We start from the raw sequence: 17,750 nt of genomic DNA, 5'->3' as shown, positions 1-17,750 counted from the left end.
GGCCGCGGGGAGACCCGGACCGGGGGCCGGTCGGGGAGACCCGGACCGGGGGCCGGAGACCGCAGCCGGAGACCCCGGCCGGAGAACCGAACCGGGGCCGGAGACCCCGGCCGGAGACCGGGAGCGGGAGCGCCCCGCGCCGGGCACCGGCCCGAAGAGCGGGCACCGACCGCCTGTCGCCGCGCCGGAAGGGGGTGACTCCGGCCAGACTTCCGCCCAACGGGTACCCGGCCCCTCGCACCCGCCGCACACCCCCGGCCACCCCATCACCGACCCAGGAGCGCACCGTGACCGACGCCCCCACCGCGGGCCCCTTCATCGCCGCCATCGACCAGGGCACCACCTCCTCGCGCTGCATCGTCTTCGACCGCGACGGCCGCATCGTCTCCGTCGAGCAGAAGGAGCACGAGCAGATCCTCCCGAAGCCGGGCTGGGTCGAGCACGACGCCACCGAGATCTGGGCCAACGTGCAGGAGGTCGTCGCCGGGGCGGTCGCCGGGGCCGGGATCACCCGCGAGGAGATCAAGGCCATCGGCATCACCAACCAGCGCGAGACCACCGTCGTGTGGGACCGGCACACCGGCGAGCCCGTCCACCACGCCATCGTCTGGCAGGACACCCGTACCGACGCGCTCTGCCGGGAGCTGGGGCGCAACGTCGGCCAGGACCGCTTCCGGCGCGAGACCGGGCTGCCGCTCGCCTCCTACTTCGCCGGGCCCAAGGCCCGCTGGCTGCTGGACCACGTCGAGGGGGCGCGCGAGCGGGCCGAGGCGGGCGACCTGCTGTTCGGCACCATGGACTCCTGGGTCATCTGGAACCTGACCGGCGGCACCGACGGCGGCCGGCACGTCACCGACGTCACCAACGCCTCCCGCACCCTGCTGATGAACCTGCACACCCTGCGGTGGGACGAGAGGATCTGCGAGTCGATCGGGGTGCCCCCGCGGATGCTGCCCGAGATCCGCTCCTCCGCCGAGGTCTACGGCGAGATCCGGGGCGGGCGGCTGGGCGGCCTGCTCGGCGGCGTCCCGGTCGCCTCCGCCCTCGGCGACCAGCAGGCCGCCCTGTTCGGCCAGACCTGCTTCTCCGAGGGCGAGACCAAGTCGACCTACGGCACCGGCACCTTCATGGTGATGAACACCGGCCGCAGGATCATCAACTCCTACAGCGGCCTGCTGACCACGGTCGGCTACCGGATCGGCGCGGAGCCGCCCGTCTACGCCCTGGAGGGCTCCATCGCCGTCACCGGTTCGCTGGTGCAGTGGATGCGCGACCAGATGGGCATGATCTCCACCGCCGCCGAGATCGAGACCCTCGCCCTGTCCGTCGAGGACAACGGCGGCGCCTACTTCGTCCCGGCCTTCTCCGGCCTGTTCGCCCCCTACTGGCGCTCCGACGCCCGCGGCGTGATCGCCGGGCTGACCCGGTACGTCACCCGGGCGCACCTCGCGCGCGCCGTGCTGGAGGCCACCGCCTGGCAGACCCGGGAGATCGCGGACGCCATGACCAAGGACTCCGGGGTCGAGCTGACCACCCTCAAGGTCGACGGCGGGATGACCTCCAACAACCTGCTGATGCAGATCCTGGCCGACGTCCTGGACGCCCCCGTGGTGCGCCCCATGGTCGCGGAGACCACCTGTCTGGGCGCCGCGTACGCCGCGGGGCTCGCCATCGGCTTCTGGACGAGCACCGACGACCTGCGCGCCAACTGGCGGCGGGCGGCCGAGTGGACCCCGCGGATGGACCCGGAGGTCCGCGACCGCGAGTACCGGAGCTGGCTCAAGGCCGTCGAGCGGACCAAGGGCTGGCTCGACGACGAGGACTGACGGGACGCCGGGCGCCCGGTTCCGGGGCGGACGCGGACGGGCCCGGAGCGGCGGTGGACGGGCCCCGGGGCGGCGGGCGCCCGCCCGCCCCCGGCGCCGCGAACCCCTGCTCGCCGGGGTGTTCGACCGGCGCGATCGGGGCAGTGTTCCGTTCACTCCCCCGTGCGAGGGGGCTGCGGTCGGTCCCTCGGTACGCCGTAAGGTTGGGGGGTACGCGAGGGCACGTCGGAAGGAGGCGCTGGGTGATCGAGCTCGAGGGGGTACCCGAGCTGATCGACCCGGTCATGGTGGCCGCGTTCGAGGGCTGGAACGACGCCGGCGACGCCGCCTCCACCGCGGTCGAGCACCTGGACCGGGAGTGGAAGGGCGAGGTGTTCGCGGCGCTGGACGCCGAGGACTACTACGACTTCCAGGTCAACCGCCCCACGGTCTTCATGGACGGCGGTGTCCGCCGGATCACCTGGCCGACGACCAGGCTCTCGGTGGTCCGCGTCGGCGGGGACAAGCCGCGCGACCTCGTCCTGGTCCGCGGCATCGAGCCGTCCATGCGCTGGCGCTCGTTCTGCAACGAGCTGCTCGGCTTCGCCCATGAGCTGGGCATCGAGCTGGTGGTGGTGCTCGGCGCGCTGCTGGGCGACACCCCGCACACCCGGCCGGTGCCGATCAGCGGCACCACCTCCGACGCCGACCTGGCCCGCCGGATGAATCTGGAGGAGACCAAGTACGAGGGCCCGACGGGCATCGTCGGCATCCTCCAGGAGGCGTGCACGCACGCGGGCGTGCCGGCCGTGTCGCTGTGGGCCGCGGTGCCGCACTACGTGTCGCAGCCGCCGAACCCGAAGGCGACGCTGGCCCTGCTGAACCGCCTGGAGGACCTGATCGACGTGCGCATCCCGCTGGGCGAGCTGCCCGAGGACGCGCGCGCCTGGCAGGTCGGGGTGGACCAGCTCGCCGCCGAGGACAGCGAGGTCGCGGAGTACGTGCAGTCGCTGGAGGAGGCGCGGGACACCGCGGACCTGCCGGAGGCCTCCGGGGACGCCATCGCCCGGGAGTTCGAGCGGTACCTGCGGCGCCGGGACGGCGGGAGCGGGCCGGGCGGGCACGCCACGGCCGACGGCGGGGAGGCCCCGCCGGGCACGCCGTACCTGCGGGACAACCCGGGCGGCCGGGCCCGGCCGCCCAAGCCGCCGAAGGCGGGCGGGGACGACGAGGACGCGCCGGAGGAGTAGGGCCGGGCACGGGTGAGGGGCGCCTCCGCGGCGGAGGCGCCCCTCACCCGTGCCCGGAGGGCCGCGCCCCTACAGGGCGACGCCCATCAGCGCGTCGACGGCACGGGAGACCAGGCCGGGGGCGCCGATGTCGTCGCCCCCGGTCTCCGTCTGGAGGGCGGCCCAGCGGTCGACCGCGGCCAGCGCGGACGGGGAGTCCAGGTCGTCGGCGAGGGCCTCGCGGATCTCCTCGACGAGCGCCTCGGCGGACGGCCCGTCGGGGCGGGAGACGGCGGCGCGCCAGCGGGCCAGCCGCGCGACGGCCTCCCGCAGTCCCTCGTCGGTCCACTCCCAGTCGGAGCGGTAGTGGTGGGCCAGCAGCGCGAGCCGGATGGCGGCCGGGTCCACGCCGTCGCGGCGCAGCCGCGAGACGAAGACCAGGTTGCCCCGGGACTTGGACATCTTCTCGCCGTCGAGGGCCACCATCCCGGCGTGCACATAGCTCTTGGCCATGGGGAACTCGCCGGTGAGCACCTGGGCGTGCGAGGCGCCCATCTCGTGGTGCGGGAAGACGAGGTCGGAGCCGCCGCCCTGGACGTCGAAGCCCATGCCGAGGTGGCCGAGGGCGATGGCCACGCACTCGATGTGCCAGCCGGGCCGGCCGCGGCCCAGCGAGCCGCCGTCCCAGCTCGGCTCGCCCTCGCGGGCGGCCATCCACAGCATCGGGTCGACCGGGTTCTTCTTGCCCGGCCGCTCCGGGTCGCCGCCGCGCTCGGCGGAGAGCAGCCGCATGGCGGCGGCGTCGAGGTGGGAGACGGCGCCGAAGTGCGGGTCGGACTCGACGGCGAAGTAGATGTCGCCGTCGAGCTCGTAGGCCGCACCGGCCTCGCGCAGCCGCTCGACCAGCGGGACGATGGCGGGTATCGCCTCAACGGCGCCGACGAAGTGCCGGGGCGGCAGCATCCGCAGCGCCGTCATGTCCTCGCGGAACAGGGCGGTCTCCCGCTCGGCGAGGGCGACCCAGTCGACGCCGTCCCGCTCGGCCCGCTCCAGCAGCGGATCGTCGACGTCGGTCACGTTCTGGACGTAGTGGACCTGCCGCTTGGTGTCGAGCCATACGCGCTGCACGAGGTCGAACGCGTTGTAGGTCGCCGCGTGCCCCATGTGGGTGGCGTCGTACGGCGTGATGCCGCAGACGTAGACGCGGGCGACGGGACCGGGGTCAAGGGCCACCGGGCCCCCGGTCGCGGTGTCGTGAATCCTCAGGTCGCGGCCCTGACCGGGCAGGGCGGGGACCTCGGAAGCGGGCCAGGCATGCATGTCCTGAGCCTAACCGGACCGCGGTTCGGCGCACGAACCGGCCGGGGCAGGACGGCCGAGACGGCACTGTTGCGCACGGCGGCCGTGTGTGCATGGGGTCCCCCGGGCCGCCGCGGCCCACCGGGGGCGGGACGGTGCTCAGACGGGCGGCCAGGGGATCGCGGGCCACTCTCCGCCGGGCTCCGGATGCCGGCCGGAGGCCAGCAGCGCGTCCACCCGCGCCCGCAGGGCACCGGTCTCCTCGGGGGCGAGCAGGTCCCCGAGGCGGAGGGCCAGCGGCGCGCCGTCCCCGAGGGCCTCCCGCAGGCCGCCGAGGACCACGACGGCCTCGTCGGTGAGGGGCTCCCCGGCCCAGCCCCAGAGCAGGGTGCGCAGCTTGTCCTCGGTGTGGAAGGTCACCCCGTGGTCGATGCCGTACAGCCGGTCCCCGGCGGCGGGGAGCAGGTGCCCGCCCTTGCGGTCGGCGTTGTTGATCACGGCGTCCAGGACCGCGAGTCGCCGCAGCCGCTCGTCGTCGGCGTGCACGAGCAGCGCGGTGCGCCCCTCGCCGACCTCGGCGAGTCCGATCGCCTTCCAGCCGGGGCCGGGCTCCCCCTCCTCCACCAGGGCGAGCAGCTCGGCCCCGGGCACGGTGTCGATCCAGAGCTGCACCATGCCCTCGCCGTACGGCCCGTCACGCAGCACCGTGGGCGGCACCAGGTCCCAGCCGGTCGCCTCGGAGACCGCGTGGGCGGCCGTCTCCCGGCGGGCGAGGGTGCCGTCGGGGAAGTCCCAGAGGGGGCGCTCCCCGGCGACCGGCTTGTAGACGCAGCGCGCCTCGCGGCCCTCGTGCGCCACGGTGCAGTACAGGGCGGCGTTGGAGGCCTCCCCGATGCGTCCGCGCACCGTCAGCTCGCCGTGGGCGAGCAGGCCGGTGACCGCCGGGTCGGCGGGGGTCAGGCTCCCCGTCGGTATCCGTTCTGGCGCGGACATACGTGTCCTTCCGGGTCGAGCGGGAGGCTGCACAGCGGGCACGGCGGCCGCCCGGCGTTGACGACGTCGAGGGCGCGCTTGGCGAAGGCCCGGGCCTGCGCGCCGGTGAGCCTGACCCGCAGCATGGGCGGGCCGTTCTCCTCGTCCTGGAGGAGGCGTTCCTCGGCCTCCGCCAGGTCCTCCTCGGAGTCGGCGTCCAGCTCGACCAGGGCCTGCGCCTCGACGATCATGCGCTGGTCCTCGCCGTCCCAGGCGAGCGCCATGGTGCCGACCCGGAACTCCTCCTCCACGGGGGTGTCCAGGGGGGCCGTGTCGGCGTTCTCGGTGGGGGCCACGGCCGGGACGACGGTGCTGCCTCCGCTGCGTCGCACGACCTCGTCGAGGAGTTCGTCCATGCGCTCGGCGAGGGCGGCGACCTGGGTCTTCTCCAGGGCCACACTGGTCACCCGGGTACCCGCGGACGCCTGGAGGAAGAACGTACGGCGTCCGGGCAGCCCGACCGTACCGGCCACGAAGCGTTCCGGCTGGTCGTAGAGGAACACCTGACGGGACACGTCCTGTCTCCATGGGAAGTCGGGGGCACGGAAAACGCGGTCACGGGCAGTGCTGCGACCGCCTCACCCTACTGCGGCGGACGATCACGGTGCGCCCGCACCGCCCCCGACCGCCGCGTCGCCGCCGGAGGGCCGCTCGGGCGGTGCCAGCGACGCCAGGTCGCCGGTGTCGCCGAGGCGCACCAGGAAGGGCCGCAGCCGGGTGTAGCGGATGGCGGTGACGGAGCAGGGGTCGACGGCGATCCGCTGGAAGAGGTCGAGATGCAGGCCGAGGGCCTCGGCGACGAGGGACTTGATGATGTCGCCGTGGGAGCACATCAGGTACACGGCGTCGGGGCCGTGGTCGCGCTCCACGCGCGCGTTCCACTCGCGCACCGCCTCGGCGGCGCGGGTCTGCATGGCGCGCATCGACTCGCCGCCGGGGAAGGCCGCCGCCGAGGGGTGCGCCTGGACCACCTCCATCAGCGGTTCGTCCCCGAGTTCCGCGAGTTTGCGGCCGGTCCAGTCGCCGTAGTGGCACTCCCCGATGCGTTCGTCGGTGTGCGCGCTCAGCTCCGGCCTGGCGTCGAGCAGCGGCCGGATGGTCTCCTGGCAGCGTTGCAGCGGGCTGGCGACGATCTCGGACAGCGGCAGGGCCGCTAGTCGTCCGGGCAGTGCGGCGGCCTGTGCGGCGCCGCGTTCGTCGAGGGCGACGCCGGGTGTCCACCCGGCGAGCAGTCCCTCGGTGTTGGCGGTGGAACGTCCGTGCCTGACCAGGATCAGCGTGGGCATGCGGCCAGAGTAGGCGTACGGCGCGGCGCGCGGGCGCCCGGGTGAGGGAGAGTGTGTTTCGGTGATCGTCGACTGTGCCGTCTACCGGGACGGGCGCCGTACGGACGGCCCCGCGGACCTCTCCGACGCGCTCGCCGCGGCCCGCGCCGCCGGCGGCTTCGTGTGGGTGGGGCTGCACGAGCCGACCGAGGAGGAGTTCGCGCTGGTCACCGAGGAGTTCTCACTGCACCCGCTGGCCGTGGAGGACGCCCTCAACGCCCACCAGCGGCCGAAGCTGGAGGTGTACGAGGACTCGCTGTTCGCGGTGCTGAAGCCGGTGGTGTACGAGCCGGAGAGCGACGTCGTCTCCAGCGGGGAACTCATGATCTTCCTGGGCGACGGCTTCGTGGTGGTCGTCCGGCACGGCGGGGGCTCCCCGCTGCGGGCGGTGCGGCAGCGGCTGGAGCGCGAGCCGCACCTGCTCGGCAAGGGGCCCACGGCGGTGCTCTACGCGATCGCGGACGCGACCGTCGACCACTACCTGGCGGTGGCGTCGGAGCTGCACAACGACCTGGAGGAGCTGGAGGCGGAGGTGTTCTCCCCGGACGGGGGCGGCTCGCGCACCACCGCCTCGCGGATCTACACCTTCAAGCGGCAGGTGCTGGAGTTCCGCCGTTCCACCGGTCCGCTGGCCCCGCCGCTGGCCCGGCTGGCGGGGACCGGTGCCTTCGGATCCGGGGTGCCGTTCGTCAACGACCGGGCGCGGCCGTTCTTCCGGGACGTCAACGACCACCTGACGCGGGTGAACGAGTCGGTGGAGGCGCTGGACCGGCTGGTCTCGGACATCCTGTCGGCTCATCTGGCCCAGATGAGCGTGCGGCAGAACGACGACATGCGGAAGATCTCCGCCTGGGCGGCCATGGCCGCGGTGCCCACGATGATCGCGGGGATCTACGGCATGAACTTCGAGCACATGCCGGAGCTGCGGTGGGTGGGGGCGTACCCGGCGGTGATCCTGGTGATGGCCGGGCTGGAGGTGCTGCTCTACCGGCTGTTCAAGGGACGGGGCTGGCTGTAGCCCGCCGGGGTCCGGCACCCGTCGCCCCGACCGGCCGCGCAGGGCCGCGCACGGGCGCGTGTCCGGGGCCGCCGGGCAGGGGCCGGCGCGGGCCGGTGTCCGTGGGCCCGGCGGGCACCCGGCACGGGCGGGCGGCCCCGGGCCGGGCGGGCCGTCAGGCGACCTCGGTGGCAGCGGCGGGCGCCGGGCCGCCGAGCGCGTCGCGGCGCTCGGGCATCCGCAGGGTGACCATCCGGCGCCAGCCGAACAGCCGCTCGTAGCCGTACACGGCGTGGATGCCGGCCGCGAGGACCGCCGAGCGGACCCGGGACCAGCCCAGCAGGCGGCCCATCCGGGCCATCACGGCGAGGCCGACGTCCCGGTGGACGCGGATCTCGGCGAACGCGCAGGCCCTCAGCGTGCGCTCGACGTACCGGCCGTGCCCGGCGGCGGCGAAGCGGAGCAGCTCCTCGTGGGAGTAGGCGAGGTGGTTGTCCTCGTCGGCGGAGATCATCCGGACCGCCCGGCCCAGCTCCGGATGGTCCGAGAAGTGCCGGCAGAGCATCCGCATCTGCTCCGCGGCGCGCTGCTCGGTGACCCTGCTGTGCGCCAGGTAGGTGATGACGTCCCGCACGGTGAGGGGGCGGTCGGCCCGGAGCCGGTCGTGCGAGAGGCCGATGCCCCGCTGCTCCAGCAGCATCGTGTAGTCCGCCTCGGGCGGTACGACGACGGGTCCGAGGCCGCGCTTGTTGAGCAGGGCGTTGAAGATCCGCCCGTGCTTGTCCTCGTCCGCGCCGTGCCGGGCGATCCTGGGCGCGAGGGCGCGCTCGCTCTCGGGGACCAGGGCGGCGATCCGCCCGTTCTCCCAGCCGCCCTGCGACTCGCCGCCGGCCGCGATGGAGCAGAACAGCCGGAACGACTCGTCGTGGTCGAGGATCTCCTGGAACAGACTCTTGGCCGAAAGCATCCGTGGCACCTCTCCGCCTCCGCAGGTCTCCGAGGCGGTCCGCCGGTCGCGGCACGCCTTTGCTCACGCGGACTCCGTGGAGACCGAGTCAAGTGCGGGCCGGGGGGCGCGGCAACAGGGGCGGCGGGCCACTGGGCCGTACGGGGGACGGACGGCGTCCGGAAAGGGCCGTAACCCGGCGGGCGCGGGCGCGTTGTTCCCGGTGTCGGCCGTGGCGGGGAAGACCCCCGAGCCCCCACCACGGCCGCGAGAACCCGAGGGTGCCGCTCAGCCGAGCCCGGCCCGCTCCAGGGCCTCGGCGCCGGCCCGGAGCGCGGCGATCCGCTCGTCCAGGGTGAAGCCGGCCGGGGCGAGGGTCAGGGTGGTGACCCCGGCGGCGGCGTAGGCCCGCATCCGGTCCGCGATCCGGTCGACGGAGCCGAGCAGGGTGGTCCGGTCGATCAGCTCGTGCGGTACGGCGGCCGCGGCGCCCTCCTTGTCCCCGGACAGGTACCTGTCCTGGATCTCGGCGGCCTCCCGCTCGTAGCCCATGCGCCGGGCGAGCCGGTTGTAGAAGTTCTGCTCGCGGCTGCCCATGCCGCCGACGTACAGCGCGGTGTACGGGCGGAAGACGTCGGCCAGCGCGGCGACGTCCCGGTCCTCGCCGAGGGCGAGCGGCAGCGTCGGGCAGACGTCGAAGCCGTCGAGCGTCAGCCCGGCCGCCTCGCGTCCGGCGCGCAGGTGCCGGACCGCGGTCTCCTCCAGGTGTTCGGCGGCGGAGAGGACCAGCAGCGCGCCGTCCGCGATCCCGCCGGTCTGCTCCAGGTTCCTGGGGCCGATGGCGGCGATGTAGAGCGGGATGTGCGGGCGCTCGGGGTGCACGGTCAGTTTGATCGGCCTGCCGGGCCCGCCGGGCAGGGGCAGCGTCCAGTGCTCCCCCTCGAAGGACAGGCGCTCGCGGGTCATGGCCCTGCGGACGATCTCGACGTACTCGCGGGTGCGGGCGAGCGGCTTGTCGAACCGGACGCCGTACCAGCCCTCGGAGACCTGCGGGCCGGACACCCCGAGACCGAGGCGGAACCGGCCGCCGGACAGGGAGTCGAGGGTGGCGGCCGTCATGGCGGTCATGGCGGGCTGACGGGCGGGGATCTGGAAGATGGCGGAGCCCACGTCGATGCGCTCGGTCCGGGCGGCGACCCAGGCGAGCACGGTGGCCGCGTCCGAACCGTAGGCCTCCGAGGCCCAGCAGACCGCGTAGCCGAGCCGGTCGGCCTCCCGGGCCACGGCCAGGTTGTCCGCGTCCATTCCGGCACCCCAGTAGCCGAGGCTGATCCCGAGCTTCATGGCCGACACCCCTTACCGATCAGTAACGTCCGACACGACCCGACCCTAGCGCGCGGGACCGGTTGTCCACAGGTCCCCACGGCGCGGGCCGCGGCCAGTAGTGTCGGCGTCCATGGAGCAGAGGCATCTGGGGCGCACCGGGCTGCGTGTGTCCCGCATCGGGCTGGGCACCCTCACCTGGGGCCGGGACACCGACGAGCACGACGCGGCGGACCTCCTGAAGACCTTCTGGGAGGCGGGCGGGTCCCTCGTCGACACCGCCGACGTGTACGGCGACGGAGAGGCCGAGTACCTCCTGGGGCGGCTCATGGAGGGACTGGTGCCGCGCCGGGATCTGGTGATCTCGACCAAGGCCGGCAGCGTGGCCGACTTCGACCGCCGCTTCGACGGCTCGCGCGGGCATCTGCTCTCCGCGCTGGACGCCTCCCTCGCCCGCCTGGGCACGGACCACGTCGACGTGTGGCACGTCCACGCCTACGACCCGGAGACCCCGCTGGAGGAGACGCTGCACGCCCTCGACCTCGCGGTCAGCAGCGGGCGCGCCCGCTACGCGGGGGTGGCCGGGTTCTGCGGCTGGCAGCTCGCCAAGGCGGGCACCTGGCAGCTCGCGGCCCCCGGCGTGCGCAACCGGCTGGCGAGCACCCAGGTGGAGTACTCGCTGCTCCAGCGGGGCGTGGAGCGCGAGGTGCTGCCCGCCGCGCTCGACCTGGGCATCGGGCTGCTGCCCTCCTCGCCGCTGGGGCGCGGGGTGCTCACGGGCAAGTACCGCAAGGACGCGACCCCCGCCGACTCGCGCGGGGCGTCGGAGCACATGGCGCCGTTCGTCGCCCCCTACCTCGACACCGCGGCCGGGCACATCGTGGAGGCGGTGACGACGGCGGCGGACGGGCTGGCGGTGACGCCGCTGCAGGTGGCGCTGGCGTGGGTCCGGGACCGGCCCGGGGTGGTCGCGCCGGTCGTGGGGGCGCGCAACGCGCGGCAGCTCACGGCGGCGCTGTCAGTGGAGGCGCTTACGCTTCCTGACGAGATCTGCCGGGCCCTCGACGACGTGTCGGCGCCCGTGCACCGCTATCCCGATCACGACTGGAGCACGCTGTGAGCACGGAGCCCGCCCCCACGGGGAGCACCGAGGGAACGGGGCCCGCCGCCCCCGCCGACGCGCCCGCCGGGTCGGACGGGGCGGGTGCCGCCGCGGGGATCGGCGGCGCGGACGGAGGCTCGGCCGCCGCCGGAGCGCCGGAGGCGGAGGCGGGCGGAAGCGCGGGGGCTCCGGACGCCGGGGACTCTCCTGCGGCCGTGGGCTCCGGGCCCGGGGCCCACGGCGGGCCGCGGGGCGAAGCGACGGGCGGCGGCGGGGCGGAGGGCGAAGCGGACCTCGGCACGGGGTCCGGCGGCGGGGCGGAGGCCCGGCCCGGCGCCGCCGACGGACCGCGGGGTGACGGTGCGGACGGGGAAACCGAGGAGCCGGGCACCACGGATTCCGGCAGTGGCGCCGACTCCGGGGGCGACGGGGACGCGGAGAGCACCGAGGCAGCCGAGGGCAAGGACTCCGTGTCGGAGGCCGCGGCCGAGCTGGCCGCGCAGCGGGTCGAACGGGAGCGGATCGAGCGGCGCAGGGCGGAGCGTACGGAGCCGATCGCCAGCGGAGCCGGGCTGAGCGGCACCGCGGCCGATCTCCTCGCCGCCGTACGGGCCGTGGAAAAGGGCGCGAAGCCCCCGGCCGGAGGGTTCGACGGACCGGCACCGGCCCCGCGCCGCCCGGCCCCGCCGCCGGCGCCCGCCGGACGGGCACCGGCAGCGCCGCCGTCCGCCGCGGTCCCCCCGGCGCCCGCCGGGCCCGCGCCGGAGACGGTACGGGCGGTGCGAGAGGTGCTGGCCGAGGGCGGCGCCCCCGAGGCGCTCGCCCCGACGGCCGCCGCGCTGCTGGGCGAGTCGGCGGGTTCCGTACTGCGCGAGGACCCCTGGCAGTTGCTCCGCCTCCCCGAGGTGCGCCCCGAGCAGGCCGACGGCTTCGCCCGGGCCCTGCTCGGCGCGGAGTGCGGTCCCGGTGACGAACGGCGGGGCCGCGCCCTCACCGTCCGGCAGTTGGAGCGGGCGGCGCTCGGCGGCCACACCGCCCTGGAGCTGTCCCGGCTCACGGCCGCGCTCGCCCGGCAGGGCGTCCCGGACGCGGACGCCGCCGTGCAGAGCGCGCTCGCCGAGGGCGACGCCCTGGTCTTCCAGGACGCCCTGGACGAACCGGGCGGCCACGCGGAGGACGCCCCGGCCGGGGAGGAGCGGGACGACGGTGAGGACCGCCCGGTGCGGGTCCTGGTCGGGCTGGAGCGGTACGCGCTGGCGGAGGAGAGCCTCGCGGACGCCCTGGCCCGGCTGGCCGCCTCCACGCCGAAGCGGGACGGTGCGGCGCCCGAGTGGGAGCGGGAGGCCGCCGCGGCGCGGGGGTCCGCGGCCGAGCTGATCCGGGCGGTCGCGGACCACGGGCTGGTCCTGCACACCGGCGGCGAGGCGTCCCTGGCCGAGCCCGCCGCCCTGCTCCGCGCGGCGCGCGCGCTGGGCCTGCGCGCCTGGGCCGCCGCGCACGGCCCGCTCGGCCGCGACCGACTCGCCGCCCTCGCCGCCGTGGGCGCGGAGCCCGCGGCCTCCCCGGACGCCGCGGCCGGGGGCCCAGCGCCGGACTCCCCCGCCCCCGGCGGGAACGCGCCCGACGGGGACGCGCCCGGCGCCTCGGCCGTCACCACGGTGGCCGGGCTGCTCGCCGGGAGCGAGGGCCCCGGCCGGGACACGGACGGCGCACTGGATCTCGACCTGCTCGTGGTGGCCGACGCGCCGCAACTGGACGTGGAGACCGCCGCGCTGCTCGCGGAGTCGCTGCCGGACGGGGCGCGGCTGGTCCTGAGCGGTGATCCTTCGGTGCTCGGGTCGGCAGGGCCCGGCCGGGTCTTCGCGGACCTGCTGGCGTCCCGCCTCTGCCCCCGCGTCGCCTCCCGTCGGCCGGACCCGGGGCCGCTGGGCGAGCTGGTCTCCGGCATCGGCGCCGGGGAGCTGGGCCGGGTGGAGGCACCCGGCAAGGAGATCGTGATCGTGCCGGTGAGGGACGCCGGGGAGGCCGTGCACCGGACGGTGCAGCTCGTCGTGGACTCGGTGCCGCGCGCGATCGGGGTGCCCGCCGGGCGGACCCAGGTGATCACCCCGGGCCACGGCGGCGCTGCGGGCACCCGGGCCCTCAACGCGGCGCTCAAGGAACGGCTGAATCCCGGCCCCGGCCGCTTCGGCGGATTCGACCCGGGGGACCTCGTCGCCTACTCCCCCGCCCCGGGCCGCACGGTGCCGGGCCGGGTGGAGGGCGCCGACGCGGAAGGGCTGCGGCTGTCGTGCGGCGGCGAGAGCGTGGTCGTCCCGAGGGAACGGGTCGAGCGGTCGGTGCGGCACGGCTGGGCGCTGACCGCGCATCAGGCAGTCGGCGGCCGGTGGCCCGCGGTGGTCGTGGTGCTGCCCGGGGACGCGGCGGGGGCGCTCAGCCGCCCCTGGGTCTACACGGCGTTCGGCCGGGCCGTGCGCCACCTCTCCGTGGTGCACGGGGTGGAACAGGCCCTGCCCCGCGCCGTGGCGGAGGTGCCGGCCGCGCCCCGGACGACCCGGCTGCCGGTCCTCCTCGCTCCGCACGCCCCGACGGACGGCTGACCCCCGGATCCTCCCCGGTTCCCCCTGGAGCGCCGACCCGCCGGTCCCCGCCGCCTGCCGACCTCCGGCACGCGGCACGCGGCACGCGGCACGCGGCACGCGGCACGCGGCACGCGGCACGCGGCACGCGGCACGCGGTGGCTGATCGACCGGGGACCCGGCCGGGACCCGGAACCCGGCCCGGGGCCCGCACCGGAACGCCGGAACGGCGACGGCGGCCACGGAGGGAAGATCCTCCGTGGCCGCCGCCAGCCTCCGGCCGGTGTCCGCGCGCCCGCCCCCTCAGCGGGCCGCGGGCGAGCGCGCCGGTCCCGTGCCGTCCCGGGACGGCCCGACGGCGCCGTCGTCCTCCGGCCCCTCGTCGTAGCCGTCCCCGTCCCTCTCGTCGTCCCCGTCGTCGTCCTCTTCGTCGTCCGCGCTGCCCAGCTCCTCGTCCTCGTCGTCGAAGACGGCGCTGACGTCGAAGCGGCAGACGACCTCCTCGGCGTCGACGTGGTCGAAGGGGGCCTCCAACCACTCGCCGGGCTCGGCGAGTTCGTCGGCGGCCGTCACCCACAGCGTGGAGTCGCCCTCCTCCAGGCCGAACTCCGCGTGGCGGGAGGCGATCTCGTCCGGCTCGTACTCGCCGAACAGGATGCCCAGGGCTCCGTGGACGGTGCCGGACGCGTCCCTGTCCGCGTCCCGCTCGTCGTCCGCCGCCTCGACCCGGCGGGCCTGCGCCATCAGCCGCCGCGGCTCGGCCACGGCGTAGTCACGGCGGATCAGCACGCTCACCGCGTGCGGTTCCTCGGGGCCCCTGTACGGCGGCAGGGAGTCGTCCGCACCGGGGATCTCGAAGGGGGTCACCTCGTCGTAGCGGTCGTAGAGCAACTCGTCGTACGCCTCCGCGGCCGCGGCCAACTGGTTGAACGCCTCGTAGACGGCCGGGTCGTCCTCCCCCGAGCGGCGTTCGACCGCGGCCAGGTGGCGGTCGAGCGCGGTCTTCACCGCCTCGGCGGCGGCGCGTACCTCGGCAGCGGTGGGCTGCGCAGCATCAGACATAGTGCAGACGCTATCCGTACCGGGCCCCGGCCCGCACAATAGATGCGATGCCGGAATACGAATTCGTCGACGTGCGCCTGCCGCGCGGGGTGTCCCGCAAGGAGACGACGCGACTGCTGACGGACCATGCCGAGTACGGACACTGGGAGTTGTACCGACTGACCCTGCTGCGCGACGGCAGCCGCAAGGTGCGGCTGCGGCGGCGGATCATCCGCCAGGTGCGCGCCACCTGGTGAGCGGTCGACGGACAAGGAGCGGGCCCCGCCGGTGCGGGGCCCGCTTCCTCACGTGGTGACATGCCTCACGCCGGTCCGGCGCCGTGGCGGCGGCCGGTGACCGGGATCACACGCCGGCGCGCGCCCTGCGGTAGAGCACGACACCGGTGAGCAGCACACCGGCGCCCAGCGGGACGGAGAGGCCCAGCGGGATCCCGTTGCCGGTCTCCGCGAGATTGACCGGCCCCTGGGGCCCGGGAGCGGGCCGCTCGGGGGTCCCGGGGGCGGGGGGCGTCTCGGTGCCGGGAGTGCTCGGGGTGACGGGCTTCTCGGGCTCCGGCTCGACGGGCGGCGCCTCGTGGCCCCCGCCGTTCTCGCAGTTGTTGCCGAGGGCCGGGTTGAGCAGGCCGACGACGTTGACGCTGTTGCCGCAGACGTTCACCGGCACGTCGACCGGCACCTGGACGTTGTTGCCGGAGCCGACGCCGGGCGAGTCCGAGGCGTGCCCCTCGGCGTGGGCGCCGCCGTCACCCCGGTTGACACAGGAGTTGCCCATCGCGGGGTTGAGGGCGCCGACGGCGTCGACCGTGTTGCCGCAGACGTTCACCGGGACGTGCACCGGGGCCTGCACGGTGTTGCCCGACACCACGCCGGGCGATCCGGCGCTCGCGCCGTGCGCACCCGAGTCGGCGTGGGCCGCGCCGCTCGCCGCGGCGATCACGCCGGTGGCGGCCGCCACCGTCATCAGACCCTTGCGGGTTGCCTGTCGCATGTACTGATTCCCTGCCTTGCCCCGGGCCCCTGAGGGCCGGGGGATACGAAGTACCGAGTGGTGCCCGCGGTACCGGGGGATCGCTGGTACCGGGGTTCCGTGGTGCCGGGGGTGCCGTCGTCGCCGACGTCCGGCGTCGTGTCCCGCGCCCCGAAGGCCGTCGGCCCCGGAGCGCGTGGCGCGTGCTCCGGGGCCGGCGGACTCAGACCCTCAGGGGGCGGGCAGCGGCGTCAGTCGTTGACGCAGACGTTGCCGAAGGCGGGGTTCAGCAGGCCGATCACGTCGATCGTGTTGCCGCAGACGTTCACCGGGACGTGCACGGGAACCTGGACGACATTGCCGGAAAGGACACCCGGGGAGTGCGCGGCGGCACCCTGGGCGCCGGAGTCGGCGACGGCCATGCCGGCGCCCGCGAGAACCAGGCCACCGGTGGCAGCCGCGGCGGCGACGACCTTCTTGATCATTATTCCTCCTAGTTGGCAAACGCGACCCCATCGTGCGGACCGCAACACCTGTAACGAGGAGGGGGTTGTCTGGCTACGAGCCCACGAGTGCGTTCACTCTTCCCGGGGGTCCTCCATACGCGCGAGCGAATCGGTGAACGGTTCGGAGGCGGCGGGCGCAGGGCCCGCCGCCGGGTTTCAGGAGGCGTCGATGAACCGGTCCAGCACCCGCACGCCGAACCTCAGCCCCTCGACCGGCACCCGCTCGTCGACGCCGTGGAACATCCCCGCGAAGTCCAGCTCCGGCGGGAGCTGGAGCGGCGCGAAGCCGAAGCAGCGGATGCCGAGGTCGTCGAAGGACTTGGCGTCGGTGCCGCCGGAGAGCATGTAGGGCACCGCCCGCGCGATCGGGTCCTCGGCGCGCAGCGCGCTCTGCATGGCGTCGACGAGCCGGCCGTCGAAGCCGGTCTCCAGCGCCTTGTCGGCGTGCACGTCCTCGCGGCGCACGCGGGGGCCGAGGATGCGGTCGAGGTCGGCGAGGAACTCCTGCTCGTAGCCGGGCAGGAAGCGCCCGTCGACGTGGGCGGTGGCCTGGCCGGGGATGACGTTGACCTTGTAGCCGGCGCCGAGCATGGTGGGCGCCGCCGAGTTGCGCAGGGTGGTGCCGATCATCCGGGAGATGCCGCCGAGCTTGGCGAGGGTCTCGTCCATGTTCTCGGGGTCGAGTTCGGTGCCGAGCGCGTCGGACAGCTCGTCCAGGAAGGCCCGCACGGTCTTGGTCACCCTGACCGGCCAGTTGCGGCGGCCGAGCCGGGCGACGGCGTCGCACAGCTCGGTGATGGCGTTGTCGTCGTTGGTCATCGAACCGTGCCCGGCGGTGCCCTCGACGGTGAGCCGCATCCAGTGCATGCCCTTCTCGGCGGTCTCGACGAGGTAGAGCCGCAGCTTCTCGTTGACCGTGAACGAGAACCCGCCGACCTCGCCGATGGCCTCGGTGACGCCCTCGAACAGCTCGGGGTGCCGGTGGACGAGGTGCTTGGCGCCGTAGGTGCCGCCGGCCTCCTCGTCCGCGAGGAACGCCAGCACGATGTCGCGCGGCGGCTTGCGCCCGCTGCGCATCCGCTCGCGCACGACCGCGAGGGTCATCGCGTCCATGTCCTTCATGTCGACGGCGCCCCGCCCCCAGACGCAGCCGTCCGCGATCTCGCCGGAGAAGGGGTGGTGCGTCCAGTCGTCGGCGTTGGCCGGGACGACGTCGGTGTGGCCGTGGATGAGCAGGGCGGGACGGGACGGGTCCTCGCCCTCGATGCGGGCCACGGTGGAGGCCCGGCCCGGGTGGGATTCGAAGATCCGGGGTTCGAGGCCCACCTCGGCGAGCTTCTCGGCGACGTACTCGGCCGCCTTGCGCTCGCCGGGTCCCGAGTGGTCGCCGTAGTTGCTGGTGTCGATCCGGATCAGCTCGCGGCAGAGGTCGACGACCTCGTCCTCGCCGGTGACATTCCCGGTCGTGCCCGAGTCGCTCACGTGGTTCCTCCCGCTGTCGCCGCTGATGGTCCCCTCATCCTCTCCCGCCGGGCGCCGCCGCCCAACCATGGGTGATCGCCCACCCGGGAAAGCCTGG

At 75.0% G+C, this 17,750-nt stretch carries 16 protein-coding genes; 6 read left to right on the top strand and 10 right to left on the bottom strand.

All coding sequences use genetic code 11. The annotated features are described in order from the left end of the window. Nucleotides 1-287: 287 nt before the first annotated feature. Nucleotides 288-1,826 (top strand): glycerol kinase GlpK, encoded by a 1,539-nt coding sequence (gene glpK, locus GTY84_RS13390; protein WP_161226461.1) that lies wholly within the window; start codon nt 288-290, stop codon nt 1,824-1,826. 242 nt (nt 1,827-2,068) lie between these two features. After that, nucleotides 2,069-3,055: a PAC2 family protein gene (locus tag GTY84_RS13385; RefSeq protein ID WP_161226459.1), complete on the top strand. Its 987-nt coding sequence runs from the start codon at nt 2,069-2,071 to the stop codon at nt 3,053-3,055. Nucleotides 3,056-3,124: 69 nt separating this feature from the next. On the opposite strand, the gene mshC is transcribed toward GTY84_RS13385, so the two are convergent. From mshC to GTY84_RS13365, 4 genes are all read right to left on the bottom strand, one after another. Beyond that, complete coding sequence (mshC, locus tag GTY84_RS13380) at nt 3,125-4,354, bottom strand: cysteine--1-D-myo-inosityl 2-amino-2-deoxy-alpha-D-glucopyranoside ligase (RefSeq protein ID WP_161226457.1); 1,230 nt, start codon at nt 4,352-4,354, stop codon at nt 3,125-3,127. Between the two features lie 138 nt (nt 4,355-4,492). Continuing rightward, nucleotides 4,493-5,326, bottom strand: coding sequence for an SCO1664 family protein (locus tag GTY84_RS13375; RefSeq protein ID WP_161226455.1), 834 nt, complete (start codon nt 5,324-5,326; stop codon nt 4,493-4,495). Beyond that, nucleotides 5,290-5,880, bottom strand: coding sequence for a DUF3090 domain-containing protein (locus GTY84_RS13370; protein WP_161226453.1), 591 nt, complete (start codon nt 5,878-5,880; stop codon nt 5,290-5,292). Before GTY84_RS13370 ends, GTY84_RS13375 begins: the two co-directional genes overlap by 37 nt. Before the next feature lie 84 nt (nt 5,881-5,964). Continuing rightward, a complete protein-coding gene (locus GTY84_RS13365) occupies nt 5,965-6,651 on the bottom strand; it encodes a histidine phosphatase family protein (protein ID WP_161226451.1) in 687 nt (228 codons plus the stop codon). Nucleotides 6,652-6,712: 61 nt separating this feature from the next. Here GTY84_RS13365 and GTY84_RS13360 point away from each other — a divergent pair, with 61 nt between their 5' ends. Continuing rightward, complete coding sequence (locus GTY84_RS13360) at nt 6,713-7,708, top strand: magnesium and cobalt transport protein CorA (protein ID WP_161226449.1); 996 nt, start codon at nt 6,713-6,715, stop codon at nt 7,706-7,708. A gap of 154 nt (nt 7,709-7,862) precedes the next feature. Here the strand turns inward: GTY84_RS13360 and GTY84_RS13355 are convergent, their stop codons facing one another. Both GTY84_RS13355 and GTY84_RS13350 read right to left on the bottom strand, forming a co-directional pair. Beyond that, entirely contained in the window at nt 7,863-8,654 is a 792-nt protein-coding gene (locus GTY84_RS13355; protein WP_161226447.1) for a ferritin-like domain-containing protein, read from the bottom strand. Between the two features lie 267 nt (nt 8,655-8,921). After that, nucleotides 8,922-9,977 (bottom strand): LLM class F420-dependent oxidoreductase, encoded by a 1,056-nt coding sequence (locus GTY84_RS13350; protein WP_161226445.1) that lies wholly within the window; start codon nt 9,975-9,977, stop codon nt 8,922-8,924. Between the two features lie 112 nt (nt 9,978-10,089). On the opposite strand from GTY84_RS13350, the gene GTY84_RS13345 reads away from it, so the two are divergent. Beyond that, nucleotides 10,090-11,076, top strand: a complete 987-nt coding sequence (locus tag GTY84_RS13345; RefSeq protein ID WP_161226443.1) for an aldo/keto reductase — start codon at nt 10,090-10,092, stop codon at nt 11,074-11,076. Beyond that, nucleotides 11,073-13,658, top strand: coding sequence for a helix-hairpin-helix domain-containing protein (locus GTY84_RS13340; protein WP_161226441.1), 2,586 nt, complete (start codon nt 11,073-11,075; stop codon nt 13,656-13,658). The genes GTY84_RS13345 and GTY84_RS13340 overlap by 4 nt, the downstream gene beginning before the upstream one ends. A gap of 282 nt (nt 13,659-13,940) precedes the next feature. Here the strand turns inward: GTY84_RS13340 and GTY84_RS13335 are convergent, their stop codons facing one another. Continuing rightward, on the bottom strand, nt 13,941-14,699 hold the full coding sequence (locus GTY84_RS13335; protein ID WP_161226439.1) for a hypothetical protein: 759 nt from the start codon (nt 14,697-14,699) through the stop codon (nt 13,941-13,943). 47 nt (nt 14,700-14,746) lie between these two features. Between GTY84_RS13335 and GTY84_RS13330 the strand changes: the two genes are divergently transcribed. Further along, on the top strand, nt 14,747-14,935 hold the full coding sequence (locus tag GTY84_RS13330) for a DUF5703 family protein (RefSeq protein WP_161226438.1): 189 nt from the start codon (nt 14,747-14,749) through the stop codon (nt 14,933-14,935). Nucleotides 14,936-15,041: 106 nt separating this feature from the next. Here the strand turns inward: GTY84_RS13330 and GTY84_RS13325 are convergent, their stop codons facing one another. The 3 genes from GTY84_RS13325 to GTY84_RS13315 form a co-directional block, all read right to left on the bottom strand. Further along, complete coding sequence (locus tag GTY84_RS13325) at nt 15,042-15,686, bottom strand: chaplin (RefSeq protein WP_161226436.1); 645 nt, start codon at nt 15,684-15,686, stop codon at nt 15,042-15,044. 230 nt (nt 15,687-15,916) lie between these two features. Next, nucleotides 15,917-16,150: a chaplin ChpH gene (chpH, locus tag GTY84_RS13320; RefSeq protein WP_161226434.1), complete on the bottom strand. Its 234-nt coding sequence runs from the start codon at nt 16,148-16,150 to the stop codon at nt 15,917-15,919. 177 nt (nt 16,151-16,327) lie between these two features. Next, the gene (locus GTY84_RS13315; protein ID WP_161226433.1) at nt 16,328-17,653 is read right to left on the bottom strand and encodes a M20/M25/M40 family metallo-hydrolase; all 1,326 of its coding nucleotides are present in this window, start codon (nt 17,651-17,653) and stop codon (nt 16,328-16,330) included. Nucleotides 17,654-17,750 lie beyond the last annotated feature (97 nt).

It is taken from the genome of Streptomyces sp. SID8352, from assembly GCF_009862265.1.
GTDB lineage: Bacteria > Actinomycetota > Actinomycetes > Streptomycetales > Streptomycetaceae > Streptomyces.
Note: the sequence above shows the minus strand (reverse complement) of the source record. Positions and strands in the feature narration are given on the sequence as shown.

Coding starts and splice junctions, on each gene's coding strand:
- mshC (WP_161226457.1), bottom strand. CDS start 4,354: ATGCATGCCTGGCCCGCTTCCGAGGTCCCCGCCCTGCCCGGTCAGGGC.
- GTY84_RS13375 (WP_161226455.1), bottom strand. CDS start 5,326: ATGTCCGCGCCAGAACGGATACCGACGGGGAGCCTGACCCCCGCCGAC.
- GTY84_RS13365 (WP_161226451.1), bottom strand. CDS start 6,651: ATGCCCACGCTGATCCTGGTCAGGCACGGACGTTCCACCGCCAACACC.
- GTY84_RS13355 (WP_161226447.1), bottom strand. CDS start 8,654: ATGCTTTCGGCCAAGAGTCTGTTCCAGGAGATCCTCGACCACGACGAG.
- GTY84_RS13350 (WP_161226445.1), bottom strand. CDS start 9,977: ATGAAGCTCGGGATCAGCCTCGGCTACTGGGGTGCCGGAATGGACGCG.
- GTY84_RS13345 (WP_161226443.1), top strand. CDS start 10,090: ATGGAGCAGAGGCATCTGGGGCGCACCGGGCTGCGTGTGTCCCGCATC.
- GTY84_RS13335 (WP_161226439.1), bottom strand. CDS start 14,699: ATGTCTGATGCTGCGCAGCCCACCGCTGCCGAGGTACGCGCCGCCGCC.
- GTY84_RS13330 (WP_161226438.1), top strand. CDS start 14,747: ATGCCGGAATACGAATTCGTCGACGTGCGCCTGCCGCGCGGGGTGTCC.
- GTY84_RS13325 (WP_161226436.1), bottom strand. CDS start 15,686: ATGCGACAGGCAACCCGCAAGGGTCTGATGACGGTGGCGGCCGCCACC.
- chpH (WP_161226434.1), bottom strand. CDS start 16,150: ATGATCAAGAAGGTCGTCGCCGCCGCGGCTGCCACCGGTGGCCTGGTT.